20 protein-coding genes and 2 pseudogenes are annotated in these 24,601 nt (G+C 70.1%); 12 read left to right on the forward strand and 10 right to left on the reverse strand.

The window, feature by feature from the left end; translation table 11 throughout:
* Window positions 1-359 precede the first annotated feature (359 nt).
* Entirely contained in the window at window positions 360-1,190 is an 831-nt protein-coding gene (locus tag ACZ67T_RS42825; protein WP_469992055.1) for an IS5 family transposase, read from the forward strand.
* Here ACZ67T_RS42825 and ACZ67T_RS42830 read toward each other — a convergent pair.
* The 4 genes and pseudogenes from ACZ67T_RS42830 to ACZ67T_RS42845 form a co-directional block, all read right to left on the reverse strand.
* Window positions 1,108-1,674, reverse strand: a complete 567-nt coding sequence (locus tag ACZ67T_RS42830; protein ID WP_469992057.1) for a hypothetical protein — start codon at window positions 1,672-1,674, stop codon at window positions 1,108-1,110. The genes ACZ67T_RS42825 and ACZ67T_RS42830 overlap by 83 nt on opposite strands.
* Before the next feature lie 229 nt (window positions 1,675-1,903).
* Window positions 1,904-3,025 carry a lipid II:glycine glycyltransferase FemX gene (locus ACZ67T_RS42835; RefSeq protein WP_469992058.1) on the reverse strand — a complete coding sequence of 374 codons (1,122 nt, stop codon included), beginning with the start codon at window positions 3,023-3,025 and terminating at the stop codon, window positions 1,904-1,906.
* Window positions 3,026-3,050: 25 nt separating this feature from the next.
* Window positions 3,051-3,365 (reverse strand): annotated as a pseudogene (locus tag ACZ67T_RS42840) (hypothetical protein); the annotation flags it as partial.
* A gap of 36 nt (window positions 3,366-3,401) precedes the next feature.
* Window positions 3,402-4,088, reverse strand: a complete 687-nt coding sequence (locus tag ACZ67T_RS42845) for a TetR/AcrR family transcriptional regulator (protein ID WP_469992060.1) — start codon at window positions 4,086-4,088, stop codon at window positions 3,402-3,404.
* Window positions 4,089-4,228: 140 nt separating this feature from the next.
* On the opposite strand from ACZ67T_RS42845, the gene ACZ67T_RS42850 reads away from it, so the two are divergent.
* The 3 genes from ACZ67T_RS42850 to ACZ67T_RS42860 all read left to right on the forward strand — a co-directional run bounded on the left by ACZ67T_RS42850 (window position 4,229) and on the right by ACZ67T_RS42860 (window position 7,810).
* A complete protein-coding gene (locus ACZ67T_RS42850; protein WP_469992062.1) occupies window positions 4,229-5,158 on the forward strand; it encodes an AurF N-oxygenase family protein in 930 nt (309 codons plus the stop codon).
* Between the two features lie 58 nt (window positions 5,159-5,216).
* A complete protein-coding gene (locus tag ACZ67T_RS42855) occupies window positions 5,217-6,875 on the forward strand; it encodes an FAD-dependent oxidoreductase (protein WP_469992064.1) in 1,659 nt (552 codons plus the stop codon).
* Between the two features lie 380 nt (window positions 6,876-7,255).
* A complete protein-coding gene (locus ACZ67T_RS42860) occupies window positions 7,256-7,810 on the forward strand; it encodes a hypothetical protein (RefSeq protein WP_469992066.1) in 555 nt (184 codons plus the stop codon).
* 585 nt (window positions 7,811-8,395) lie between these two features.
* Here ACZ67T_RS42860 and ACZ67T_RS42865 read toward each other — a convergent pair.
* Together ACZ67T_RS42865 and ACZ67T_RS42870 are read right to left on the reverse strand one after the other, a co-directional pair.
* The gene (locus ACZ67T_RS42865) at window positions 8,396-11,344 is read right to left on the reverse strand and encodes an FAD-binding and (Fe-S)-binding domain-containing protein (protein ID WP_469992067.1); all 2,949 of its coding nucleotides are present in this window, start codon (window positions 11,342-11,344) and stop codon (window positions 8,396-8,398) included.
* A gap of 247 nt (window positions 11,345-11,591) precedes the next feature.
* Window positions 11,592-12,863 carry an aspartate aminotransferase family protein gene (locus ACZ67T_RS42870; protein WP_469992069.1) on the reverse strand — a complete coding sequence of 424 codons (1,272 nt, stop codon included), beginning with the start codon at window positions 12,861-12,863 and terminating at the stop codon, window positions 11,592-11,594.
* 263 nt (window positions 12,864-13,126) lie between these two features.
* Between ACZ67T_RS42870 and ACZ67T_RS42875 the strand changes: the two genes are divergently transcribed.
* Together ACZ67T_RS42875 and ACZ67T_RS42880 are read left to right on the forward strand one after the other, a co-directional pair.
* A complete protein-coding gene (locus tag ACZ67T_RS42875) occupies window positions 13,127-14,584 on the forward strand; it encodes an NAD-dependent succinate-semialdehyde dehydrogenase (protein ID WP_469992100.1) in 1,458 nt (485 codons plus the stop codon).
* A gap of 70 nt (window positions 14,585-14,654) precedes the next feature.
* Window positions 14,655-15,173: a DUF3830 family protein gene (locus ACZ67T_RS42880; protein WP_329567530.1), complete on the forward strand. Its 519-nt coding sequence runs from the start codon at window positions 14,655-14,657 to the stop codon at window positions 15,171-15,173.
* A 131-nt stretch (window positions 15,174-15,304) separates the two neighbouring features.
* On the opposite strand, the gene ACZ67T_RS42885 is transcribed toward ACZ67T_RS42880, so the two are convergent.
* Both ACZ67T_RS42885 and ACZ67T_RS42890 read right to left on the reverse strand, forming a co-directional pair.
* Window positions 15,305-16,741, reverse strand: coding sequence for an amidase (locus tag ACZ67T_RS42885; protein ID WP_469992071.1), 1,437 nt, complete (start codon window positions 16,739-16,741; stop codon window positions 15,305-15,307).
* Window positions 16,738-17,688: a D-2-hydroxyacid dehydrogenase gene (locus ACZ67T_RS42890; RefSeq protein ID WP_469992102.1), complete on the reverse strand. Its 951-nt coding sequence runs from the start codon at window positions 17,686-17,688 to the stop codon at window positions 16,738-16,740. Before ACZ67T_RS42890 ends, ACZ67T_RS42885 begins: the two co-directional genes overlap by 4 nt.
* A gap of 541 nt (window positions 17,689-18,229) precedes the next feature.
* Here ACZ67T_RS42890 and ACZ67T_RS42895 point away from each other — a divergent pair.
* The 4 genes from ACZ67T_RS42895 (at window position 18,230) to ACZ67T_RS42910 (ending at window position 22,001) form a co-directional block, all read left to right on the forward strand.
* Window positions 18,230-19,114: a maleate cis-trans isomerase family protein gene (locus tag ACZ67T_RS42895; RefSeq protein WP_469992073.1), complete on the forward strand. Its 885-nt coding sequence runs from the start codon at window positions 18,230-18,232 to the stop codon at window positions 19,112-19,114.
* Between the two features lie 146 nt (window positions 19,115-19,260).
* On the forward strand, window positions 19,261-20,031 hold the full coding sequence (locus tag ACZ67T_RS42900) for a maleate cis-trans isomerase family protein (protein ID WP_469992075.1): 771 nt from the start codon (window positions 19,261-19,263) through the stop codon (window positions 20,029-20,031).
* A 37-nt stretch (window positions 20,032-20,068) separates the two neighbouring features.
* Window positions 20,069-20,770, forward strand: a complete 702-nt coding sequence (locus ACZ67T_RS42905) for a GntR family transcriptional regulator (protein WP_469992077.1) — start codon at window positions 20,069-20,071, stop codon at window positions 20,768-20,770.
* A 478-nt stretch (window positions 20,771-21,248) separates the two neighbouring features.
* Entirely contained in the window at window positions 21,249-22,001 is a 753-nt protein-coding gene (locus tag ACZ67T_RS42910; protein WP_469992079.1) for a YhjD/YihY/BrkB family envelope integrity protein, read from the forward strand.
* Between the two features lie 266 nt (window positions 22,002-22,267).
* Here the strand turns inward: ACZ67T_RS42910 and ACZ67T_RS42915 are convergent, their stop codons facing one another.
* The gene (locus ACZ67T_RS42915) at window positions 22,268-22,489 is read right to left on the reverse strand and encodes a hypothetical protein (RefSeq protein ID WP_469992081.1); all 222 of its coding nucleotides are present in this window, start codon (window positions 22,487-22,489) and stop codon (window positions 22,268-22,270) included.
* Window positions 22,490-22,631: 142 nt separating this feature from the next.
* Here ACZ67T_RS42915 and ACZ67T_RS42920 point away from each other — a divergent pair.
* Both ACZ67T_RS42920 and ACZ67T_RS42925 read left to right on the forward strand, forming a co-directional pair.
* Window positions 22,632-23,077: pseudogene (locus tag ACZ67T_RS42920) on the forward strand (cation efflux transmembrane domain-containing protein); the annotation flags it as partial.
* Window positions 23,078-23,162: 85 nt separating this feature from the next.
* On the forward strand, window positions 23,163-23,318 hold the full coding sequence (locus tag ACZ67T_RS42925) for a DUF6131 family protein (protein ID WP_469992083.1): 156 nt from the start codon (window positions 23,163-23,165) through the stop codon (window positions 23,316-23,318).
* A 556-nt stretch (window positions 23,319-23,874) separates the two neighbouring features.
* On the opposite strand, the gene ACZ67T_RS42930 is transcribed toward ACZ67T_RS42925, so the two are convergent.
* Window positions 23,875-24,600 (reverse strand): class I SAM-dependent methyltransferase, encoded by a 726-nt coding sequence (locus tag ACZ67T_RS42930; protein ID WP_469992085.1) that lies wholly within the window; start codon window positions 24,598-24,600, stop codon window positions 23,875-23,877.
* Window position 24,601 lies beyond the last annotated feature (1 nt).

Consider the following 24,601-nt stretch of genomic DNA (forward strand, 5'->3'; position numbering starts at 1 on the left):
AGCCGGTGGCCGTTCGTCTATGCGGATCTCATTCCGATGCCGGAGCAAACCCCCGGATCAGGTCGAACCCGTACACCATTTCCCTGGACGCAACCGTGGCAAACCGGATTTCGTTCGAGGTGTGCGGCGCGGGTGATCATCTGGACAGAGGTACGGGTGCGGCCGTGGGCATGAAAGAACGGGCCCCTTGGTAGTGACGCGGTTACGACACCCAGCACGACCAAGGAAGCCCGTTGCCCGATCAGTTGAGCAGCATCTCTGTGCCTGCGTCCACCGCGGTCACCCCTGGGTGTGACTGCTACGTGCACAGGTTCGGCTCGATCGCTCCGGGGCTGCGGGCAGGCTGCTATCCCAGTGACATGACGGATGCGGAGTGGGCCGAGGTCCGCTCGGCGATGCCGGTGCCGGCCTGGCTCCTCAAGCGGGGCGGGCGTCCGGAGGGGTATTGCCACCGCGAGATACTCGACGCTGTGCGTTATCTGGTCGACAACGGTGTGAAGTGGACGGCTCTGCCGGTCGATTTCCCGTACTGGCGGGCGGTCTACGACTTCTTCCGCCGCTGGCGGTCCTACGACTACGTGCGTGAGCTGTACGAACGCCTGCGACGTTCGGCGAGGGAACGCTCAGGCCGCAACCCCGAGCCCAGTGCGGCAATCATCGACAGTCAGTCGGTGGACGCCTCCGAGACCGTGGGCGAGGACAGTCGCGGATACGACGGCGGCAAGTCACGTGACGGGCGCAAGCGTCACATCCTGACCGACACCGAGGGCCTCCTCCTGGAGGTCACCGTGACCACGGCCGATGTGCACGACTCCAAGGCCGCCCCCGCGCTGCTGGAGACGTTCATGGACCAGCCGGGTCGGTTGTTGAAGCTGGTGTGGGTCGACAGTGCCTACCAGGGTCCGGCGCTGGCGAAGGCGTTCGCCCGTCACGGAGTCCGGATCGAGGTCGTGCGCCGCTCCGACGGGCAACGCGGATTTGTCGTACTGGCCCGCAGGTGGGTCGTGGAGCGCACGCTGAGCTGGCTCTCCCGCTCACGCCGCCTCAACCGCGACCACGAACGCCGCCCCGACCACCACGCCCAGATGGTGTGGTGGGCCGCCGTGATCAGGCTGTCGAGGCGCCTGGCCGCAGACGCTCCGCGCTGGCCGGAGAAACGCCCCGGCCGACTCCTCCGGGCGCGGGCATGAACCGTCCGTCCTCCGCCCGCACCAGCCAGCCCCGCTTCTCCAGCACGTAGGCACGGTGACGGATCTTCTCCACTTCGTTCTTGATCTCCGCCTCCCTGCCCACCGCCCGCGTCAGTTCCACCCCGTTCACCGGCCCCGAAGCGGCCACCGCAGCGGAGAACACCTCCCGATACAGGCCGCTGAGCACCTCCTCGCCCATGCCCGACCGCCACACCGGCGGCCGCTCGCCATGCCCCGCGCCCAAGCCGCCCGATCCCACGCGGGCAGCCGCCCCACCACCAGAAGGCACAGAAACCGGCGTATTCACCGGGCTCTCCTCGGCCAGCACCGACACGAGCTCCTCACGCCCCACCCGGGCCCGCTCAACTCGCTCCCGCGCGGCATCCACCTCCGCCTGAGCCTGCTCCAGGACCTCCGTCCAGGACTCAAGATCCTGCCTCGCCCGCGCCTCACGCTGTTCCATCAACCCCAGCACCGACGGCATCGCGACCTCCTCGTTCAACAACAAGCCGTCCGCTGCCTGCCCCTACCCCTGCGCGGTCATGCCCCGCAGACGACGAAGCCCCTGCTCATCGAACAGGGACTCCCTTTGCCGCAACGCACTGAGGTGGGTGGTGGCGGGGTGCCGGAAGTTTGGCGGTCCCGGGTCCTCCCGTTCCATATCCCTGACAGGCGTGGCACTGGAGGACCCGGCTCTGTTTCCGGGCTGCGGATCAGCGGCGGGACATGTAGAGGTCGAGGGCCTTGTGCAGGAGCTTGTTGAGCGGAAAGTCCCACTCGCCGAGGTATTCCACAGCTTCGCCGCCGGTGCCGACTTTGAACCGGAGCAGGCCCAGCAGGTGGTTGCTCTCCTCCAGAGTGTCGGTGATGCCCCGGAAGTCGTAGATGCTTGCGCCGAGCTCATGGGCGTCGGTCATCATCCGCCACTGGATGGCGTTGTTCGGCTGGACCTCGCGCCTTCGGTCGGTGGAGGCGCCGTAGGAGTACCAGACATGCTCACCGACCGTCAGCATCGTCGCTGCCGCGAGCACTTCGCCTTCGTGGTGGGCGAGGTAGAGGCGCATGCGGTTGGGGTCCTCGGCCGTCAGCGCGGTCCACATGCGCTGGAAGTAGGTCAGCGGGCGCGGGATGAACCGGTCGCGTTCGGCGGTCTCGACGTAGATGTCGTAGAAGGCGGGCAGGTCGTCGTAGCTGCCGAGAACGACCTTGACGCCTGCCTTCTCTGCCTTCTTGATGTTGCGGCGCCATTGCTGGTTGAGGCCGCGTTGGATGTCCTCCAGCGAGCGGCCGGCGAAGGGGACTTGGAACACATAGCGCGGTTGGCCGGCGGCGAAGCCGTCCTCGCTGCCGGGCTCGGTCTGCTGCCACCCCATACGCCGAAGTCGGTCAGCGACATCGAAGGCCCGCGGCTCGTGTGCGGTGGCCTCGGCATCACGCAACTGTTTGGCCTGCGGGTCGGCGATCGCGGCCTTGACCGCCTCCGCGCTCCAGCGGCGGGCGACGACGGGCGGCCCCATCTTCACCGAGAAGGCGCCCTGGGACTTCAGATAGGCGAGCATCGGCTCCAGCCATCGCTGAAGATCCGGTGCGTCCCATTCGATGACCGGCCCTTCGGGCAGATACGCGAGGTACCGCTTGAGTTTCGGCAACGGCCGGAACAACACCAGCCCCACACCGACGAGACGGTCGTTGCCGTCGAACCAGCCCAGACTCTCCGCCCGCCAGTCCGGCTTCACATCACCCCAGGAAGGAACCTGCATGTGACTCGCCGAGGGCATGGCCCTGACGAAGGCCAGATGCTCTTCACGGGTGATCGCCTTCAGACGGAAACTCATGTGCAGTACTCCTTCGCTCGACGCGTCAGCCTACTGAAAGAGGGTTTTGTCCCGGTGACGTTGTTTGGTTCGAGATGCAGGTGTCGCGCCAGTTGGGAGTGGATTCGCCAGTGTGCCGCCGGCTCATGAGGTCGATCGTCGCGATGTGGATTATGGCTTCGGAGCGGTGGGGGTGGGTTTCGTAGTCACGGGCTGGGCGGCGATGGCGGCGGTGCATCAGCCGGCCGAAGGTCCGCTCGACAACCCGGCGCCGGGGGATGACTTTGCATCCTTTGACGCCCGGGGTGCCTTGGACGACCTCGACCCCGATGTCGATACCGAGAGTGGCGCCGTGGTCGATGGCTAGGTGTGTCGAGTTGACGCCCCGGCACCGCCGCTAGCCGGAGGCGAGGTCGAGAGCGGCGCGGGGGTCAAGGCGGATGCCGTATCCGCGGAGGCTCTCGTCGATCATGCTCCAGATCCAGCCGGCGAGTTTGGCGATCAGTTCGTTCTCGGAGAGGCCGCCAGGCATGCTGAGCCAGCGCAGCGTCGCTGTATGGACGAAGCCGACAACCCCGAAAGCAAGGAGCTCGGCGGCGCGGGTGTCGATGTCCGCGGCGCTGAGGTAATCGGCGAACAAGCCGGTCAGGTGGTTGCCGACGGCAGACTGGAGATCGACCAGGGCGGACTGATTGTCGGAGTCGCCGACGACGGTGTGACGGCTGAGGTAGCGGAACAGTTCCTGGTTCGTTGTCAGCCAGCGCACATAGGCGCCCGCCCCGGCCGTGATCATGTCCAGCGGCGATCCCTGAGGGCTCCACACCGGGTCCAGCGTCTCGACCATCTGCTGGACGGCTCGCTCGGCCACCGCGCGCTGGAGGTCGCCGGAGTCCGAGAAGTACTTGTACAGGCGGGTGCGCGCCACTCCGGCCTGCTCGGCGATCTGCTGCGTCGACGCATCCGCCCCGTGCTCGGCGATCGCCTCCAGTGCGGCGTCGACGAACTCGTCCCGGCGGCGCTGGCGCTGCCCCTCCCAGCGGGCCTTGCGGCCGTCGATGCGTTCGCGGGTGTGGGAGCGGGTCATGCGGCGATTCTAAGGCGCCCCAGATCCCACGATCTTGAAGGCCCCCCAGGCCGGACATGACCCATGTATGGGGTACGGCAAGTATCAGTAACATGTTGTACCTTTAATTTCATCAGTGCTTCGGCAGGGAGGTTGCAGTCATGAACAGCACCACGGTGAAGGCAGGACAGACGGCGGAAATACGCGGTGTCGAGGTATCGACGGAGGATGTCTCACGTCGCCTGCTGAAGTCGTCGGCCACACTGTCGTTCGACCCCGCGACGGAGGTGGACTGGCAGGCACCACTGCCGGAACACGCCCACGGTCAGAGCCCGGAGTGGAGCACGCTCTACGGCACCCCGCTGTGGGAGGAGATGTCACCCCAGCAGCGGATCACCCTCACCCGGCACGAGGCGGGCTCGGCGATGAGCACCGGGATCTGGTTCGAGATGATCCTGCAGCAGCTCATCCTGCGTGATCAGTACCGGGGGGACTACACGTCGGCACAGTTCCAGTTCGCGCTCACGGAGATCGCCGACGAGTGCCGGCACTCGATCATGTTCGCCCGGGCCTGCGCCGCGATGGACGTCCCGACCTACCGGCCCGGGCGTGCCGCGGTCGAACTGGCCCGGGTGTTCAAGTCGCTGGGCAGCTCCGCGGCGGCATACGGCGGCATCCTGGTCGCCGAGGAGATTCTGGATGTGATGCAGCGGGCGTCCATGCGGGATGCGAGGGTGCTGGATCTCGTGCGCACGATCAGCCGGATCCATGTCGTCGAGGAGTCCCGCCACATGCGCTTCGCCCGCGCCGAGATCCGCGACCGGATGCGCAACATGAGCATGGTGCGCCGCCGGACGTCCGCGACGGCGATCGCGGTGACCGCGTACGTGATCATCACGAACCTGGTTCACGAGGACGTCTACGCCGCCGCGGGCCTGGAGACTCGACGGGCACTTCGACAGGCGCGCGACAACAAGCACCACCAGGCGATGATGCGCACCAGCGCGGCCCCGCTGATGGAGTTCCTGGGCAGCTGCGGCCTGCTGACCCGCCCGGCCCGCGCCCTGTACCGGCGCGTCGACATGCTCTGACCCACCCTCACCCACCGCTCGATCTCGACCAGCGAGGACCGGGAAACCCCACCGCACCATGGCCTACGTCATCACGCAGCCCTGCTGCAAGGACGCGTCCTGCGTCGCCGTCTGCCCCGTCAACTGCATCCACCCCGCCCCAGGCGAATCCGGTTTCGGCGCTGCGGACATGCTCTACATCGACCCGCGCACCTGCATCGACTGCGGCGCCTGCACCGACGCCTGCCCGGTCGACGCCATCGTCCCGGCCGACACCCTCACCGGCCCCGACACCGTCTACGCCGAGCGCAGTGCCCAGTACTACGCAAGCCTCAGTGCCGAACCGGCCTGGGACGCCCCTCAGGTCCCACCCACCCTGCCCTGGGGCACGACGCCGCCACGCGTCGCCGTGGTCGGCACCGGACCGGCCGCCTGTTACACGGCGCAGGAACTGCTGCGGACCACCGGCACCGAGGTCACCATGGTGGACCGGCTCCCAGTGCCCGGCGGCCTCATCCGCTACGGCGTCGCGCCCGACCACTCGGCGACCAAACAGATCGGGGAGTCCTTCTCCGCCCTCTTCCGCCATCCGCGTTTGCGCATGTACCTGAACGTCGAGGTCGGCAAGCACCTCACGCACGCCGACCTCGCCGCGCACCACGACGCCGTCGTCTACGCGGTGGGCGCCGGCACGACCCGGCCCCTGGACATCGCGGGCGAGGAACTGGCGGGCAGTGTTGCCCCCTCCCGGTTCGTGGCCTGGTACAACGGCCACCCCGAAGTGCCCGCCGACGCGGTCGACTTCACCCGCAGCCCCCGCGCCGTGGTCATCGGCAACGGCAACGTCGCGCTCGATGCCGCCCGCATCCTCGCCTCACCCCCCGATCGTCTGGCCCGTACCGACATCGCCGACCACGCCCTGGACGCCCTGCGCTCAGCGGACATCCGCGAAGTCGTCGTCCTCGGCCGCCGCGGACCGGCCCACGCCGCCTACACCTGGCCCGAGCTGCACGCCCTGAAGCAACTGCCGGGCGTGCGTCTGGTAGTTGAGGACCATCCCGACGTACGGGCGGCCATCGCCACGGACGACGCACAGGCGGCACTGCTGCGCGACATCCCGATCGAACCCGTGGACCTGTCCGGGCCTCCGCCCTCAAGCAGCCCGGAGCGGCGCATCGTCCTGCGCTTCTTCACTTCCCCCGCCGAACTGACCGGCACCGACCATGTCACTGCACTGCGTGTCACCCGAGGCGATGAACTGGAGAAGATCGGGGCCGGATTGGTGGTCAGCGCAATCGGCTACCGCGGTACCCCCGTCGCGGACCTGTCCTACGACGACGCCACCGGCACCGGCACCGTGCCGAACGACGCCGGCCGGGTCCTCGACCCGCTCACCGGAGAGCCGAGCCCCGGAACCTACGTCGCCGGCTGGATCAAACGCGGCCCCGTCGGCGGCATCGGCGCCAACCGGCAGTGCGCACAGGAGACTGTCGCCACGCTGATCCGGGACGCAGCCGAAGCCCGGCTGCCCACCCCCACGCGCACGGCCCGGGACTTCGACCGCCTCGTGCACCAGCGACGCCCTCAGGCCCTCGATCGGCGGGCGGCAGAGGCCATCGACCGAGCAGAACGCCGTCGCGGCGAGCAAGCCGGCCGCCCCCGCGTGAAGTTCACGACCTGGGACCACCTGATGAAGGCGGGTCGGCCTCGAACGCTCCGCTCCCTCCGAGCAGGCTGACATCCTCGCCGTCACGGGAACGGGCGCCCCCGCGCTACGGCCGGACCGTGGCGGGGAAGAGGGCCAGAACACTGCGCCCTGTGCACCCCCGCACCCCCGCAAGTGTGCACCCCGATGAACTGGATCGCGTCAGCGGATCCGCGCCGGTCGAGTCCTCAGCCGCTCCGCTCACAGCCGGAGGCGAAGTGGCGCTCGCGGAGGTGGGCGACCAGTTCTACGCACAGATGCTCGGCGTCGGGTGCGCCGGGCCAGGCAGCGGTTCGCGGAGGAGGTGCTCCGTGGACTGTTTGCGGGCCGCCCCCGATCGGGCTCTGCGGTTGCGGTACTTCGCTGCCGTCCAGCCTCACGCCTCATGAAGAGCGGCCGCCGACGACCGAGACTTGAACATGTTCAAATTCCGTGCCAGGGTACGGCGCGGGTTCTTGAGTCCCCTGGTCGCGCACGCGGCCCGCGAAACCCGTGAGGGGTGGAGTGTGTTGCGCTGCTGTCGTACTGCGCTGATCTGGCTCGCCATGGCCTGTGCTCTCACGGCCTGCGGCAGGCTGACGGTCATGCCGCCGCCCGAAGGCGAACAGGTCGTGCTCAAACCGGCCGAACTTGCGACCACGTGGACCGATGCCGACGGCGGCACCCTCACGATGAAGCAGGACGGGACGTTCATCGCCGACAAAGTCTGCGTCGCCGTCCGCTGGTACGACAGTTTGACCTGGTCCGGAACAGGCACCTGGGAGCAAGGCTCCAACAAGAAGCAAAGTTTCGTCGGCGTCACCTTCGACGCCGCTCACTCCTTCGACACCGCTCACCCCGAAAGGGTTGAGCGGCAACCCGACTCCTACGCCGCCTTGAGGCAGGGCAAGGTCCTGAAGCTCTGGGTCGCTGTCGGCGATCCGGACAACGATTATCCGCACTGCATCCTGACCAGCCCGGCGGGTTGACCCGGCTACCGCACCGCCGGGCGATCCCGTTCTCTCCGTGTCCTGGTTCGTGATTACCCGGCCGCACAGAGCGACTGATGTGCTGCGCCAGCCACCCCGAGCCCCGTCGGCACGCATGACGCGTCCCGACGGGAATTCCATTGTTCGGCGGGACCGCCCCGCTGGTCATCACGGCGTTGATCCCGTCGTCCGGGGATCATCCGGTGCCGGGGTACTACATGGCCGCGGCTTCCGCGCTCGCGTTGGTGCCGTTGGTGCGGATGCCGGAGACCGCGGGGCGGTCGTTGCGGGCGGAGGCGCCTGCCGGAGGTAATCGCGTGGCGGTCGAGGCGGATGTTTCCGTGGGGGTCTGACGCCAGGCCTGTGATGTCCGGTGTCCGCCCGGCGCGGTGTGCCAACTCGCAGTAGCACAGCGGGGGTTCGACGGCGGGTGCGGGTGCGTCATCACTGGGCGCGCGCCCCGCGGCGAAGTTTCGTAGGTCGGCACAGCCCGGCACCCCATCGGGGGCGCCGATGTCCGGCCGCCCGAAGACAGGAGTGGGCCCCTTCACCGCGATCGGTGAAGGGGCCCACTCCTGCTCTGCCTCAGTCGGAGCGGCGGGACATCAATGCGTCACGCAGGACCTCTGCCAGGTGGCGGGGGGTGCGGTCCGAGAGCTGGGCGATCTGGGTGCGGCAGCTGTAGCCGTCCGCAAGGACCACAGTGTCCTCGGAGGCCTCCCGGAGCGCGGGGAGCAGTGCCTGTTCACCGACCGCCACCGAGACGTCGTAATGGCCCTTCTCGAAGCCGAAGTTGCCGGCCAGGCCGCAGCAGCCGGAGTCCAGACGGCCGGGGTCCACACCCGCACGGGCCAGGACCCGGTCGTCCGCCTTGCTGCCGAGGGTGGCGTGCTGGTGGCAGTGGGTCTGGGTCATCGCGGTCACGGTCTTGTCGCCGAGCCGCCCGAACTCGACGTCCGGGGCCTTCTGGTCGAGGAGTTCGGCCAGCGTCAAGGTCTGCTGCGCGAGCCGCACGGCGCGCTCGTCGCCCGGGAACATCTCGGTGGCGTCCGTGCGGAACAGCGAGGTACAGCTCGGCTCCAGGCCGATCAGCGGCATTCCCTGCTTGAGGTACGGGTCGACGGCGTCGATCGTGCGGCCCAGGACCTTCTTCGCCGTGTCGAGCTGGCCCGTGGTGTGCCAGGTCAGGCCGCAGCACAGGCGGTCCGGCGGCAGCACGACCTCGAAGCCGGCGTACTCCAGGACCTCTACCGCGGCCTGGCCGACCTGCGGCGACATGAACTCGGTGAACGTGTCGGGCCAGAGCAGGACCTTGCCGCGGCTGCCGGGAACGGCGGGCTTGTGGCTGCGGTGGAACCATGTGCGGAAGCGGCGCTTCGCGAAGGGCGGGATGGGGCGCTCGGGCGCGATGCCTCCGGCCTTCTTCACCAGCGCGGCAGTGGCCTTGTTGCCGCCGATCGCGTTGACCAGGCCTGGTACGTACGAGGCGAGCCGGGACCAGAGCGGCAGCCAGCCGAGCGAGTAGTGCGTGATTGGACGGATCTTGCCCTTGTGGTGGTGGTGCAGGAACTCGGCCTTGTACGTGGCCATGTCGACGCCGACCGGGCAGTCGCTCTTGCAGCCCTTGCAGGACAGGCACAGGTCGAGGGCCTCGGCGGCCTCTTCGGACTGCCAGCCGTCGGTGATGACCTCGCCCTGCACCATCTCGTACAGGACGCGGGCGCGGCCGCGCGTGGAGTGCGTCTCGTCGCCGGTGGCCCGGTAGCTGGGGCACATCACACCGCCCGACGACGTACGGCACTTGGCGATGCCGACGCAGCGGCGCAGCGCCTTGGACAGGTCGCCGTCGTCCTCGGCGAGCGCGACGGTGGTGGTCATCGGCAGGGTGGGCCGGTGGCCGGGCTGGATGCGCAGGCGCTCGTCGGCCGGGCGGGGGTGGACGAGGATGCCGGGGTTGAGGCGGTTTCCCGGGTCCCAGATCGCCTTGAAGGCGGAGAAGGCGTTCATGGCCTCCTCGCTGAAGACCTGTGGCAGGAACTCGGCGCGGGCCTGGCCGTCGCCGTGCTCGCCGGACAGCGTGCCGCCATGACTCGCGACCAGGTCGGCGGCGTCCGACATGAACTGACGGAAGATCCGGACGCCTTCGGGCGTCCCGTGGTCGAAGTCGATGCGGATGTGGACGCACCCTTCGCCGAAGTGGCCGTACGGGGTGCCCTGCAGGCCGTGCTGTTGGAGCAGCTTCTGCAGGTCGCGCAGGTAGTCGCCGAGCTTCTCGACGGGCACGGCGGAGTCCTCCCAGCCGGGCCACGCCTCCGAGCCGTCGGGCGCGCGGGTGGCCAGGCCGGAGCTGTCCTCACGGATGCGCCACAGCGCGGCCTGCTCGGCGGGATCCTGGACGAGGCGGACGTCGATCGCGCCGGTGTCCGCCTTGAGTGCTTCCGCGCGGGCCCGCTCGGCCGCGGGGTCCGGGGTGTCGTCTTCGTGGCCGAATTCGCAGAGCATCCAGCCGGCGCCTTCGGGGAGCATGTCCTCGGGTCGGGCGTCGGGCACGTTGCGGCGCAGCGCGGCGACCTGGTCGCCGCCCAGCCCTTCGCAGGCGATCGGCCGGTGCTTGAGGACGTGCTGGGCGGCGTCACCGGCCGAGGGCAGGTCGGAGAAGCCGAGCGCGACGAGGGTGCGGCGCTTGGGGATCTCGACCAGCTTCACGGTCGCTGAGACGACCACGGCGCAGGTGCCCTCGGTGCCGACCATGGCGGCGGGCAGGTCGAAGCCGTTCTCCGGCAGCAGGTGTTCCAGGCTGTAGCCGGAGACCTGGCGGCGGAAGCGGCCGAACTCGGTGCGCAGCATCGCCAGATGGTTGTCGCGCAGGATGCGCAGCCGCTCGTGGATCTCGCCGCGGCGGCCGCCCTCGTCGATGACCTGCTGCAGCTCCTCGGTGCTCAGCGAGCGCAGCGTCATGCGGACGCCGTCGTACGTGAGCACCTCCAGCTCGACGATGTTGTCGGCGGTACGGCCCCAGGCGACCGAGTGGGTGCCGCAGGCGTTGTTGCCGATCATCCCGCCGATGGTGCAGCGGGCGTGTGTGGAGGGGTCGGGGCCGAAGCGCAGGCCGTGCGGCTTGCACGCCTTCTGCAGCGCGGCCTGGACCAGCCCCGGCTCGACCTTGGCGGTGCGCGCCTCGGGGTCGATCTCCAGGACGCGGTTCAGGTGCTTCGAGGTGTCGATGACGACGCCGTCACCGACGGCCTGCCCGGCGATCGAGGTTCCGGCGCCGCGCAGTGTGACCGCGACGTTCAGCGCATGGCAGGCGGCCAGAGCAGCGGCCAGTTCGTCGGTGTCGGCAGGCAGCACGACGGCGGCCGGCACCTGACGGTAGACGGAGGCGTCCTGCGCGTACTCGGCGCGGCGCAGCCGCCCGAAGGCGACCTCCCCGTTCGGCACGGCCTCCCTCAGCGCACGCTCCAGCTCGTGCAGCGTCGCCGCGTCGGGCACATCGGGGTGCGGCGCGGCGGATGCGGGCGCGGGGGCGGACATGGCGGCTCCTTCGGGGCGGGACGTCAAGCTGGTACGGAACGTTGAGGTCGAGGTCGAGGTCGAGGTTGAAACGCGGACTGAGGACCAGGGCCCAGGCCAGGGACAGGGACAGGGAAGAACCCCGGACGCGGCAGCGCCCCGGCTCGGCAGGGGCCGGCCGGGGCGCGTGGGCGCCGGCGGGGCGGCGTGGCGACATCGCGGGTGTCACGGACATCGCCCGGGCACCGCCCCCCGGCCTGCCCGAATGTCAGCCTAGGACCGCCGCGACGGTCTCGCCCCACAGGCGCAGAGCCTCGTCGATCTGGTTCTCGTTGACGACGAGCGCCGGCAGCATCCGGACCACGTTGCCGTGCGCGCCGCAGGGAAGCAGCAGCAGGCCGCGTTCGGCAGCCGCCGAGAGCAGCTTGCCGGCGGTGGCGCCGTCGGGGTTGCCCTCACCGTCGACGATCTCGGAGGCGAGCATCAGACCGAGCCCGCGGACGTTGTCGATGCCGCCGACGCCCTCGCTCGCCGGGTGGGCGGCGGCGACTTCGCGCAGGCCGGCGATCAGCTGTTCGCCGCGCTCGGCCGCGTTCTCGACGAGCTTCTCCTCCTTGATGACTTCGAGGGTGGCGATGGCGGCGGCGCAGGACACCGCGTTGCCGCCGTAGGTGCCGCCCTGCGAGCCCGGCCAGGCCTTCGCCATGAGCGTCTCGGAGGCCGCGATCGCCGACAGCGGGAATCCGCTGGCCAGGCCCTTCGCGGTGACCAGGATGTCGGGGCGGACGCCGAAGTGGTCGTGGCCCCAGAACTTGCCGGTGCGGCCGAAGCCGGCCTGCACCTCGTCGAGGATGAGCTGGATGCCGTGTCGGTCGGCTCGCTCGCGCAGACCCTGCAGGAACGCGGCGTTGGCCGGCACGAAGCCGCCGTCTCCGAGCACCGGCTCGATGATGAACGCGGCCGTGTCCGCGGGCGCGCTGACGGTGGCGAGCACCTGGTCCAGCTCGCGCAGCGCGAACTTGGTCGCGGTCTCCTGGTCCCAGCCGTAGTAGTAGGCGTTCGGGAAGGGCGCGACAGCCACACCCGGCATGAGCGGGCCGAAGCCGGAGCGGACCTTGGCGGCGGAAGTGGTCAGGGAGGCGGCGCCGAGGGTGCGGCCGTGGAACGAGCCCTGGAAGACCACGATGTTGGGGCGGCCGGTGGCCTGCTTGGCCAGGCGCATCGCCGCCTCGACGCCCTCACTGCCGGAGTTGGCGAAGAACAGCGAGTCCAGGCCCTCGGGCAGCACCTCGCCGAGGCGCTCGGTGAGGGTGAGCAGCGGCCGGTGCAGCACCGTCGTGTACTGGCCGTGGACCAGCTTGCCGACCTGCTCCTGGGCCGCCGCGGTGACCTTGGGGTGGCAGTGGCCGGTCGACGTCACGCCGATGCCCGCGGTGAAGTCCAGGTGGGCCCTCCCCGACGCGTCGTAGAGATAGACGCCCTCGCCGCGTTCGGCCAGAACGGGGGTGGCCTGCTTGAGAACAGGGGACAAGGCACTCATGGACGGCTCCTCGCTCGATGACCGACGCGGACTGCATCTTGGTCAGGGCGGACTGCATCGTGGGTCGCCGCGGGCCACTTCGGGGACCTGCGGTTCTACGAGATCAACATCAAGCTGCTTCGTAGGATTGTCAACAACCTACACTCATGCAAGCATGCAATTCCACGGCTGTCCACGAGTGAGTCTGGCCGGGAGCACCACGAATCGAGGCGGGAGTCGAAGTGAGCGCAGGTACCGAGCAGCAGACACAGCAGGAGCAGCGCCTGCGGCAGGAAGAGTCCGTCGTCGCGTCCGTACCCGACGGACTGTTCATCGGCGGCAACTGGCGCCCGGCGGTCTCCGGTGCGACCTTCGGTGTCGAGGACCCCTCGCGCGCCCGTGAGCTGCGCACCGTCGCCGACGCCGGCGCCGAGGACGCGCAGGCCGCTGCCGAGGCGGCCGCCGCCGCGCAGGAGAAGTGGGCGGCCACCGCCCCGCGCGAGCGCAGCGAGATCCTGCGCCGCGGCTACGAGCTCCTGATGCAGCGCCAGGAGGAGCTCGCCCTCCTGATGACGCTCGAGATGGGCAAGCCACTGGCCGAGGCACGCGGCGAAGTGGCCTACGCCGCCGAGTTCTTCCGCTGGTTCGCCGAAGAGGCCGTCCGTGTCGAGGGCGGCTACCAGACCTCCCCCGACGGCAAGGACCGCTTCGTCGTCATGAAGCGCCCGGTCGGCCCGGTGCTGCTCATCACGCCGTGGAACTTCCCGCTCGCCATGGGCACCCGCAAGATCGGCCCGGCCATCGCCGCCGGCTGCACGATGATCATCAAGCCGGCCGAGCAGACCCCGCTGTCGATGCTCAAGCTCGCCGAGATCCTCGTCGAGGCCGGCCTGCCCGCGGGCGTCCTCAACGTCCTGACCACCTCCCGCCCCGGCGAGGTCGTCGAGCCGCTGCTGCGCGGCGGCGTCATCCGCAAGATGTCCTTCACCGGCTCCACGGCCGTCGGCCGCCTCCTTCTGGAGCAGAGCGCCGAGCAGGTCCTGCGCGTCTCCCTGGAGCTGGGCGGCAACGCGCCGTTCATCGTGTTCGACGACGCCGACCTCGACAAGGCCGTCGAGGGCGCCATGGCCGCCAAGATGCGCAACATCGGCGAGGCCTGCACCGCCGCCAACCGGATCTACGTGCACGCCTCCGTCGCCGACGAGTTCGCCGAGCGGCTCGCCGCGCGCATGGGCGCGCTGAGCGTCGGCCGCGGCTCCGAAGGCGCCGACGTCGGCCCGCTGATCGACGAGGCCGGCCGTGGGAAGGTCGCCGCGCTGGTCGCCGACGCCGTCGAGCGCGGTGCCAAGGTCCTGACCGGCGGCGAGAACGCCGAGGGCGAGGGCTACTTCTACGCCCCGACCGTCCTCACCGGCGTCTCCCCCGAGTCGGCCCTGATGAGCCAGGAGATCTTCGGCCCCGTCGCCCCGATCCTCACCTTCACCGACGAGGACGAGGTGATCGCCGCGGCCAACGACACCGAGTACGGCCTGGTCTCCTACCTGTTCACCGAGAACCTGGGGCGCGCCTTCCGGGTCTCCGAAAAGCTGGACACCGGCATGGTGGGCCTCAACAAGGGCGTCGTGTCCAACCCGGCCGCGCCGTTCGGCGGCGTCAAGGCCTCCGGCCTCGGCCGCGAGGGCGGCCGCATCGGCCTCGACGAGTTCCTCGAGACCCGTTACCTGGCCATGCCGCTCGGCTGACGCCACCCCGTACCAGCCGCCCCACCCCGCAATCCTGCCGAGCAACGAACAGACCGGAGCCATCCCACTCATGGACCGTTTCATCGAGGTTTCCCTGCCCAAGCGCGGCGTCACCGCCACCGCGAAGCTGCTCGACGACCGCGCCCCGATCACCTGCGAGGCGATCTGGAACGCCCTGCCGCTGGGCAGCGACGTCTACCACGCGAAGTACGCGCGCAACGAGATCTACACCCTCGTGCCGGCCTTCGCCCCGCAGGAGCCCCCGCTGGAGAACCCCACCATCACCCCCATCCCGGGTGACCTGTGCTACTTCACCTTCTCCAACACCCAGATGAGCACGGCTTCGTACGGTTACGAGGCCGCCGCCGACCAGCAGGACACAAAGGCCGCGCACGCCGAGCGCGACATCGTCGTGGACCTCGCCCTGTTCTACGAGCGCAACAACCTGCTGATCAACGGCGACCAGGGCTGGGTCCCGGGCATCGTCTGGGGCACGATCGTCGAGGGCCTGGACCGGCTCGCCGAGGCCTCGCAGGACCTGTGGCGGGCGGGCGCGCTGGGCGAGTCGCTGCAGTTCAAGCGCGCCTGACGCGGCACCACACGCGCTGTGCCCGGCGCTTCAACGGCGCAGCGCCGGGTGCAGCAGGACAGCGCAGGACGGCGCACGAAGGGGCGGGCCCGGGATCTGATCCCGGGCCCGCCCCTTCGTGCGGCCTCGTGTCAGCCGACCGGCGCGACGTCCACCACGCCCGCGTCCCGCAGCGCGGCGTGCAGCACCGCCGAGGCCCGCAGCACCAGTTCGTCACCGTGCCGGGCCGCCACCAGCTGGGCGCCCACCGGCAGACCCGCGTCCGTGACGCCGCAGGGCACCGAGGCGGCCGGCTGCTGCGTCAGGTTGAACGGGTACGTGAACGGCGTCCAGCCCGTCCAGCGCTTGTGCTCGCCGCCCGGCGGCACCTCGACGCCCGCCTCGAACGCGGGGATCGCGACGGCCGGCGTCAGCAGCAGGTCGTACGTCTCGTGGAAGCGGCCCATCTGCACGCCGAGCGCCATCCGGGTGTCGACCGCGCCCAGGTAGTCGAGCGCGCTCTTCGCGGCGCCCTCGCGGCACACCTCCTGGAGGCCCGCGTCGAGTTGGGCGAACTGCTCCGGGCGCAGGTTCTCGACGACCTTGGCCGCGCCCGAGAACCACAGCGTGTGGTAGGCCTCGACCGGATCGTCGAAGCCCGGGTCGGCCTCCTCCACGTCGGCGCCGAGCTCGGCGAGCAGCCGGGCCACCGCGGCGACGCGCTCGGCGACCTGCGGGTCCACGGACGCGCCCGCGAACGTCGGCGCGTACGCGATCCGCAGCCCGCTCAGGGACCCCTGGGCGAGCGCCTCGGCGACGGCGGCGCGGTAGCTGCCGCGCGGCGGCCCGAGGGCCGACCAGTCGCGGCTGTCGAAGCCGGTGACGACGTCCATCAGGAGCGCCGCGTCCTCGACGGTGCGGGTCATCGGCCCTGCGTGCGCGAGGGTGCCGAACGGGCTCGCCGGGTAGAGCGGAATCCGCCCGTACGTCGGCTTCATGCCGAAGATGCCGCAGAACGCGGCCGGGATGCGTACCGAGCCGCCGCCGTCCGTGCCCACCGAGAGCGGCGCCATGCCCGCGGCGACCGCGGCGGCACTGCCGCCGGAGGAGCCGCCCGACGTCGTCGCCGGGTCCCACGGATTGCGGGTCACACCGGTCAGCGGGTTGTCGGTGACGCCCTTCCAGCCGAACTCCGGGGTCGTCGTCTTGCCGACGAACACCGCACCCTGCTCACGCATCCGCGCCACGCAGGGCGCGTCCTCGTCCCACTCGCGGTCGGCCGAGATGCTCAGCGAACCGCGCAGCGTGGGGCGGCCCTTGGTGTACAACAGGTCCTTGATGGACGTCGGCACGCCGTCGAGCAGGCCGAGCGCCTCGCCGCGGCCGCGCCGCTCCTGGCTCGCCCGCGCCTGGGCGAGTGCCTCGTCCCGGTCGACCAGACAGAAGGCGTTCAGCTTGCCGTCGACCGCCTCGATGCGGTCGAGCACGGAGGCGGTGGCCTCCACCGGGGACAACTCGCCGCTCTCGTAGGCGGTGAGCAGTTCGGTGGCGGTCAGCGCGTACGGCTCCTGGGGAGACGAAGTGCTCATCGGATTCCCTCCTGGGATGCGGTCTGCGCACCGGCCGGGACCGGTACGTAGCCCAGCTTCTTGTCCACGAGATTGCGCAGCGGCCGGCCGGAGCGCCAGCGCGCGAAGTTGTCGGCGAAGACCTCGGCGAGGTCCTCCAGCCAGGTGTCGGTGTCGGCCGACATGTGCGGTGACACCAGCAGGTTGGGCGCGTCCCACATCGGGCTGTCCGCGGGCAGCGGCTCCTGCCGGAACACGTCCAGGGCGGCGCCGCCCAGCTGTCCCTCCTCCAGGGCCGCCAGCAGGTCCTTCTCGACGACGATCGGTCCGCGCCCCACGTTCAGGAACCGTGCGCCGCGCTTCATCCGCGCGAACGCCGCCGCGTCGAACATGTCCTCGGTCTGGTCCGTCAGCGGCGCAGCGCAGACCACCCAGTCGGCGACCGCGAGCAGCGCGTCGAGCTCGTCGAAGGCGTGCACCGTACCGACCTCGGGGTCGTCGTCCCTGCGGGTGCGTCCCACCAGGTCCACCCGTAGTCCGAGCGCGCGCAGGGTGCGCGCCACGGCCCGCCCGATGGGCCCGCCGCCCACCACGACCGCGCGCGTTCCCGAGACCCGCTGGGTGACCCGGTGCTGCCAGAGGCGGCCCTGCTGCCGCTCGTACGTCCCGGCGAAGTCCTTGGCGAGGGCGACGATCTGGCCGGCCACGTACTCGGCGATGGGCTGCTCGAAGACGCCCCGCGAGTTGGTCAGCAGGGTGCCGGAGTCGCGCAGGGCGGGGAACATCAGCCGGTCCACTCCGGCACTGGCGGTGTGGACCCAGCGCGGGCCTCCCTGCGCGGGCCAGGCGGCGGGCAGCGCCTCGGTGCCGAACTCCCAGACCAGCAGCACGTCGGCGTGCGGCAGCTCTGCGGCGAGCCGCTCCTCGGGGATGCAGACGAGGTCGGCGTCGGCGGCCACCTCGTCCATGCCGGGCGGCCGCTGGTCGGCAAGCACCAGGACACGGGGGGCTTGGGAATTCTCGGTCTTCGTCACGGCGGTCCTTCGGTCGCTCGGCACTGCGGCGACGGTCGGTGGGACAGGGTGCGGACGGGTTCGTACGCGGACGGAACTGCGGGCGGTGATACGAGTGAACGACGGCCTGTCCCTTCGCGATCGGCGGCAGATCACGGACACGGCGTGCAGGACGACGGACGACGAAGGACCATGGAAGGGCCTGGGCGCCCGAAGGCGCCTGAGCCCTTTCCCCCACCGCCGTCCATCCGCTCGCTCACCTCGGAGAACGAGCCTTTCCCCCATGGGGATTGACACGCTAAGCAGCGCGTCTTTACGTTGTCAACAATCTACAGCCCACCTCGGCTACCCGGAGGCCGGCCGAGCGAAACCCGCACCGTCCGCGGGCCGCGCGGCCACCAGCCTCCTACTGTCCTTCAGTACGACCTTGCCACCACGTCCACCTATGGCGTACGGACCGCATTCCGTACGCGTGCAGCCATGAAGGGGCTCTGCATTGGACATCACGACCTTCGGCGGACCGGTACCGCAGCGCGGCATCGGCGTAGTCGCCCCGTTCGACTTCGCGCTCGACCGCGAACTGTGGCGCTGGACCCCCGAGGAGATCTCCCTCCACCTGACCCGCACCCCGTACGTGCCGGTCGAGGTCAGCGTGGACATGGCGCGGCTGATCAGCGAGCACGAGACGCTCCAGCACGCCGTCACCGCGCTCGATGCCGTACGACCGGTCTCGTTCGCTTACGCCTGCACCTCCGGCAGTTTCGTCGGCGGGATCGCCCACGAGCGCGCCATGTGCGCCTCCATGAGCGGCTCCGGCCGCGGCATGCCCTCCGTCACCACCTCCGGCGCCCTGCTGGAGGCGCTGCAGGAGCTGACGGCGCGCCGAGTCAGCGTGATCACCCCGTACACGCAGTCCCTGACCGACGCCCTGGCGGACTACCTGGCCGAGGCGGACATCGACGTCGTCGGCCGCGAGTACATGGGCCTGACCGGAGAGATCTGGCAGGTCGGCTACCGGGACGTCGTGGAGCTGGCCCGGTCCGCGGACCTCACGGACGCCGACTGCCTCTTCATCAGCTGCACCAACCTGGCCACGTACGACGTGATCCCGCAGCTGGAGGCCGAGTTGCGGATCCCGGTGATCTCCGCCAACCAGGTCACCATGTGGTCGGCGCTGCGCCACGCGGGCGCGCGGCCCACGGGCGACTACCAGTCGCTGATCGACCCCGCGGCCCGCGCCGCCCTCGCCCCGTACCGCAAGAAGAGCACCAGGCCTTCCGCCCCGTCGGCCGCTGTCGAGTGGAGCCCACTCGCCCCCGCCTCCGAACCCGCGGCGCCGACGCCGCCGGACGAACCGGCAGCGGGCCTGGATCTCGGCTGACGCACGACCGCACCGAGGCCTCCACACACGAGGCCTCCGGTGCGCACTCGCCTCTTCGCACCTCCGACAGCAGATGCGCAACTGTCAACAATCTACATCCGGCCGGTTTCCGCAGTAGACTGCCGGCACGAAAGGACGACTGAAGCATGAGCGAGAAGACTGCCCGCGTCGGGTTCCTCTACCCCGGCCACTCCGCCGAGGACGACTACCCGCGCCTGGAGCAGCTGATCGGCGGCGACGTCCGGCTGACCCTCGTCCACACCGACATCGGCACGGACGCCCACCGGGTGGACGACCTCCTGGAGATGGGTGCCACGCACCGCCTCAAGGCGTCCCTCGGTGAACTCCTCGCCCAGCCACAGGATGTGGTCATCTGGGCGTGCACCAGCGCCAGCTTCATCTTCGGCCCCGAAGGCGCCCGCAATCAGGTCGCCGAACTCGCCGAGGCCGCCGGACTCCCCCTCGAGCGCACCTCCTCCACCTCGTTCGCCTTCGCCCACGCCGTGCAGGCGCTCGGCGTGCGCCGCCTGGCGATCGCCGCGACCTACCCGGACGACGTGGCCGGCTACTTCGTGCGGTTCCTGGAGCACCACGGCTCCGAGGTCGTCCAGGTCTCCGGCCGCGGCATCATCACCGCCGCCGAGGTCGGTACGCTGGGCCGCGAACAGGTACTGGAGCTGGCCAGGAGCAACGACCACCCGGACGCCGAGGCGGTCCTGCTCCCCGACACCGCGCTGCACAGCGCCGCCTGGCTCGATGAACTCGAAGAGGCCGTCGGCAAGCCCGTCCTGACGGCCAACCAGGTCACGGCCTGGGAAGGGCTGCGTCTCGCGGGCGACACGGAGCCGCGTGAAGGGCTCGGATCGCTCTTCCGACTGGACCGGCAGCCCGATTCACCCAACTCCGCGGCCGTGTAAGCCGGCGGCCGCGCCGATCCGAGGAAGCGAACTGAATATGGCCACTGCGAAACCTCTGCGCCCGGTCAAGCGGGAGCCCGCGGCGACCGTCATCGCCGCCCAGCTCACCGAAGCGATCATGGACGGCAGACTTACCCAGGGAACCCAGCTGGGCGAGGCCGAACTGGCGGGGCAGCTCGGCGTGAGCCGGGGACCGCTGCGCGAGGCACTGCAACGCCTCGTGCAACAGGGCATCGCCATCAGCGCCCCGCACCGCGGCGTCTTCGTGACGCGGCTCGACGAGCACGATGTCCGCGACATCTACCTCGCCCGCACAGCCATGGAGTCCGCCGCCTGCCGCCTCGTGCTGCAGCGGGATCCGCAGCGTACGGCGGACCGCCTCGCCAAGGTGCACCGCACCATGGAGACCGCGGCCCGCCGCGGCAACCACGCGGCCCTGAGCGCGGCCGACATGGACTTCCACCAAGCCCTGGTCGAGGAGTCCGGCAGCCCGCGCCTGCAACGGATCGCGCAGACCCTCTTCGTCGAGACCCGGATGTGCCTGTCGGCCCTCACCGAGGACCACCCGGACCCCGACGCCCTGGTCGAGGAGCACGCGGGCCTCATCGAGGCACTCCGCGACGGTGAGGAGTCCCGGCTCCTCGCTCTGCTGGACGACCACATGCAGGACGCGGTCCACCGCCTTACGGGCCCGGACCCGGCGCCGGAGGCCACCACCTCGCACGCGGCGGCAGGCTGACAGACGAAGAGCCCTCGGCACATCTTGAGTTCCGGGGGCTCTTCGTGCGCCGCCGCCGTAGAGAAGGAGGTACGTCGTCTCACGCAAGCCGGTGCCCACATTCGCCGATCAGTTGTTCAATGACCGCGGAGACACTCCGTGCTCGCTCGGACGCACGCACCCGTCCCATCGGGCACCCGCACTCCCCCGGGCTGGTCTGGCCGCGGCCGGGAGAGGCCGGGGCCCGTCACCGGGAGCATCGCCAAGTCGTCATCGCCGTCGGCACGATTCCTGTCGCAGGCGGAACAGCCTCCGAGGCACACTGGCCCAAGCGGGAGCCGAGGGCCTCCGCGCGCGATGGGGCAGCTGGAAACCCGCAACCGGCAGGTGACTTCTCCGGCCGCCGCACTGGCGAAGGAAGTGTGCTTCCGTGGCCGGAGAACGGATCGGTACTCACGCGAAAAGGCTGAGCCGGCAGGTCGGGGAGGCAGCCGGGAGCGTGTGGCATGCCGGTCGAGAGGTCGAGCTGCTGCACCGCGCGATGGCGTTCGCCACCCTGTTCTTCGTCACGCTGGTGCCTCTTCTGGTCGTGATCGCGGCGGCATTGCCGGCCCGTGGCAGCGGCATCGCGGATTGGATCACCGAAGGTCTGGGCATGTCCGGCAGCTCGGCCCACGCCGTGGACGAGCTGTTCGCCTCCCGCCACGCCGTCCTGAGCACCACCACCGCGCTGGGCCTGGTCGGCCTCGGCCTGTTCGGGATCTCGCTGATGGCCGCAGTCCAGACCGCCTACGAGCGGATCTGGCACCTGCCGTCAGGCGCCTGGCACGCGTTGTGGCGCCAAGTTCTCGGCCTGGCCGGACTGATCGCCCTGATCCTCCTCAGTACCTGGCGCGGCCTGCCCTGGCCCAGCGCCGCTGCATCGGCAGGTCCCCGTATCGCGGTGGGCGCGTGCGGTGGCGTGCTCTACTTCTGGTGGCTGCAACATCTCCTCCTCGGATCGCGCGTCACGTGGCTGCGCCTGCTGCCTGGCGCGTTGGCGACCGTGACTGCCTTCGCCGGCCTCCGACTCTTCTCCGAACTGGTTTTCGCGCCGCTCATCGTGTCCAACGCGGTCTCGTACGGCGCGGTCGGCACCATCCTGGTGGTGCAGTCCTGGCTCGTCGGCGTCGGCTACACCGTGTACGGCGGCGCCCTCGTCGGTCGTCTCGTCCAAGCACGTCATCACCGTGACCCCCGCCACGGCCCGTGACGCCGAAGCCGCAACCGCCGCGTGGTCGCCGACGAGCGGTCGGCGCCACCACCCGTCGTCGTGAGCGCGACCCGTTGAGGAGCGGTGACCGCACGGCTGTGCCGGGGCCACCCTGGCGCTCTCCGACCTTGAAGACCGCCAACGCCGACGCCAATGTCTCCATCAGCGATTCCCTGCTCCGGCCCAAGAGCTGACGCGCTCGCGCACCAGCCCCGCGGCCCCGCGGCCCCGGCCGGACACCATGAAGGACGTCCGGCCTTTCGCCGTCAGTCGACGTCCTTGCCCATCGCTCGCAGGACCGCGTGGCGGGCCTGGTAGAAGTCGACGTCCGAGACGTCCGGGTCCTCCTCCACCTCGCTCAGCCAGTCCTCCATCTCCTGGGGCTGCCACAGGTCGAAGCCCTGGGGGATGGAGAGCGTCGTGGTGCTCGCCCGCAGCTGGTCCACCGCAGCAGCCTCCTGGACACCGCGAGTATTCACCTCGGTCACCGCGCCACGTCCTTCCGTTTCATAGGGGATAGGGGAACGGACGGGCGACCTTGCCAGACACACGCTGGATGTGTCCAAAGCGGCCCATGCCCACTGCGCGAGCTCTGAGGGAGAGTCCCAGCCCTTTGCGGGCCGCTTGGCCTCTCTGCTCGCTGCCGTCGGCATCTTTGTGATGGGCGGCTGCTTCTCGTTCTTCCAGGGGATCGAGGCATTGCGTTCGGCCGGCTCCGAGACACGCACCGGCTACGTTGTGGTTCTCGCCGTGCTCGGCGTCGCCCTCATCGCGGAGGGCTCTTCGCTGGTGAGGGCCCTGGTTCAGATCCGCGGCAATGCGCGGCGCGCCTCGCGCGGCATGGTGCAGGAGATGCGCGGGCGAAGACCGGCCCTGCGGACCGTGCTCGCCGAGGACTCCACCGCCTGTCTGGGTGTCGTGTTCGCCATCGTCGGCGTGGGCCTGCACATGCTCACCGGCAACATCGCCTACGAAGCCTGGCCTCGCTCCTCATCGGTGCCCTGCTCGTCTTCGTGGCGTTCCAACTGGCAAGCCAGTCGCGCGAGCAGCTGATCGGCGAGGCTGCCGATTGCGAAGGTTTCGCCGCTGTCAACGGGTGACGTCGAGGACTCGGGGCACACGGGAGTCATCAGGAGTCAACCCAACCGTAGGAGGCACTTCGTGATCGCCCTTGGCATCGTTCTGCTGGTCATCGGATTCCTCACGGGCATCTCGATCCTGTGGACCATCGGCGTCATCCTGGCCGTGGTCGGCGCAGCGTTTTGGATCATGGGATCCATGGACCGCGCTGTCGGCGGCCGACGCCACTATTGGTGACCGGCCGACCCGGTCTCTGCCGATCCCGCCCCGTAGTCGGGAAATCGGTGCGCTGCCCGTCCCTGTGGCCAGACCGTGCAGCCCTCTGCTGCGTCCCGCGCTCCGTGGCCTTCCCGGCTACGTGAGCGCGAAGTGGCGGAGCCAGATGTACACCGCGGAGATCGCGACCGTGACGGTGGTGACCACGAGCCCGTACTTGGTGAACTCCACAAGGGGTGGGCTGCCGGTTGCGTTCGGCGATGCCAGGGACGATGACGTTGGCGCCGGCACCACTGGACGTGGTGGTCGGCAAGCAGCACGCCGCCCGGCTGTGCCGGGCGCTGGCCGGCCGCCGCGTCAGCGAGTGTCTGCCGGCCACTGCGGCCGCCCAGCCGATCGCCGCAGCGGGTTTGCGGGGACCGCACCACTACGCCCGCGCGAACCACCCGCCAGGGCGAGCAGCACGCATCGAGGGGCCCACGCCCAGCGGCAGTTCGCGGCCCTTACCCGCCTCGTCGTGGGTCCTCAGGTTCGCAGCAGCCCGAGTGGCCCGACGGCGGCGGCCCGCGCATCTCCGTCAGCGTGCGGGGCGGCGCGCGGCCAGAAGATCGGCGCTGGGGGCGTGCACGACATGCAGGCCCTGTGCCTCGAGTTCGGCGCCGATCTGCGAAGCGCTGGCCGGCCATAGTTCGAATGCCTCCCGCTGCCGGCGCAGTACCCGCCCCTCTCGCTCGACGTGATAGGTGAAGACCATCCGCACGATCCCCCCATCGGGTTCGCGGGTGATGTCCGCGCCGTAGATGTCCGGGCCCACGCGGACCGGCCCGAGCCGTCCCACCTTCTCGCGCCCGGCCGGCAGTTCGGTGGGCGGTGGGTCGAAGAGCAGTAGCCCGCCGGGCAGGAGCGCGCGGCTGACGGCCTGCCAGGTGGAGCGTCGGGTGGCGGGGTCGAGGCAGGCGATGATGTTGGAGGCGATGGCCAGGTCCGCTACCTCCTCGAGTCCCGCTCTCTCGATGGGCTCGGGGTGAAGGGTGACGCGGGCACGCTGGTCAGCGCCCAGACCGGCCAGTCGGGACAGCAGAGCCGCGCGCATCGGGGCCGCCGGCTCGACAGCGTGGATCGGCGCGGCGGAGGCGGTGAGCAGGGTCTCGGTGACGATCCCGGTGCCCGCACCGATGTCAAGGATCCCGTGCCGGGCGTGGCGGGCCGCCTCGGCGAAGCGCCGTTTCGCCGAACGGCGGTCGGTTTCGGCCTGGAGCAGATCGTAGAACTCGACAGAGACCGTGTAGTCGGCGCCGGACATG

Source organism: Streptomyces sp. NPDC107517 (assembly GCF_055582645.1).

Coding starts and splice junctions, on each gene's coding strand:
- ACZ67T_RS42825 (WP_469992055.1), top strand. CDS start 360: ATGACGGATGCGGAGTGGGCCGAGGTCCGCTCGGCGATGCCGGTGCCG.
- ACZ67T_RS42830 (WP_469992057.1), bottom strand. CDS start 1,674: ATGCCGTCGGTGCTGGGGTTGATGGAACAGCGTGAGGCGCGGGCGAGG.
- ACZ67T_RS42835 (WP_469992058.1), bottom strand. CDS start 3,025: ATGAGTTTCCGTCTGAAGGCGATCACCCGTGAAGAGCATCTGGCCTTC.
- ACZ67T_RS42845 (WP_469992060.1), bottom strand. CDS start 4,088: ATGACCCGCTCCCACACCCGCGAACGCATCGACGGCCGCAAGGCCCGC.
- ACZ67T_RS42850 (WP_469992062.1), top strand. CDS start 4,229: ATGAACAGCACCACGGTGAAGGCAGGACAGACGGCGGAAATACGCGGT.
- ACZ67T_RS42855 (WP_469992064.1), top strand. CDS start 5,217: ATGGCCTACGTCATCACGCAGCCCTGCTGCAAGGACGCGTCCTGCGTC.
- ACZ67T_RS42865 (WP_469992067.1), bottom strand. CDS start 11,344: ATGTCCGCCCCCGCGCCCGCATCCGCCGCGCCGCACCCCGATGTGCCC.
- ACZ67T_RS42870 (WP_469992069.1), bottom strand. CDS start 12,863: ATGAGTGCCTTGTCCCCTGTTCTCAAGCAGGCCACCCCCGTTCTGGCC.
- ACZ67T_RS42880 (WP_329567530.1), top strand. CDS start 14,655: ATGGACCGTTTCATCGAGGTTTCCCTGCCCAAGCGCGGCGTCACCGCC.
- ACZ67T_RS42885 (WP_469992071.1), bottom strand. CDS start 16,741: ATGAGCACTTCGTCTCCCCAGGAGCCGTACGCGCTGACCGCCACCGAA.
- ACZ67T_RS42890 (WP_469992102.1), bottom strand. CDS start 17,688: ATGGACGAGGTGGCCGCCGACGCCGACCTCGTCTGCATCCCCGAGGAG.
- ACZ67T_RS42900 (WP_469992075.1), top strand. CDS start 19,261: ATGAGCGAGAAGACTGCCCGCGTCGGGTTCCTCTACCCCGGCCACTCC.
- ACZ67T_RS42905 (WP_469992077.1), top strand. CDS start 20,069: ATGGCCACTGCGAAACCTCTGCGCCCGGTCAAGCGGGAGCCCGCGGCG.
- ACZ67T_RS42930 (WP_469992085.1), bottom strand. CDS start 24,600: ATGTCCGGCGCCGACTACACGGTCTCTGTCGAGTTCTACGATCTGCTC.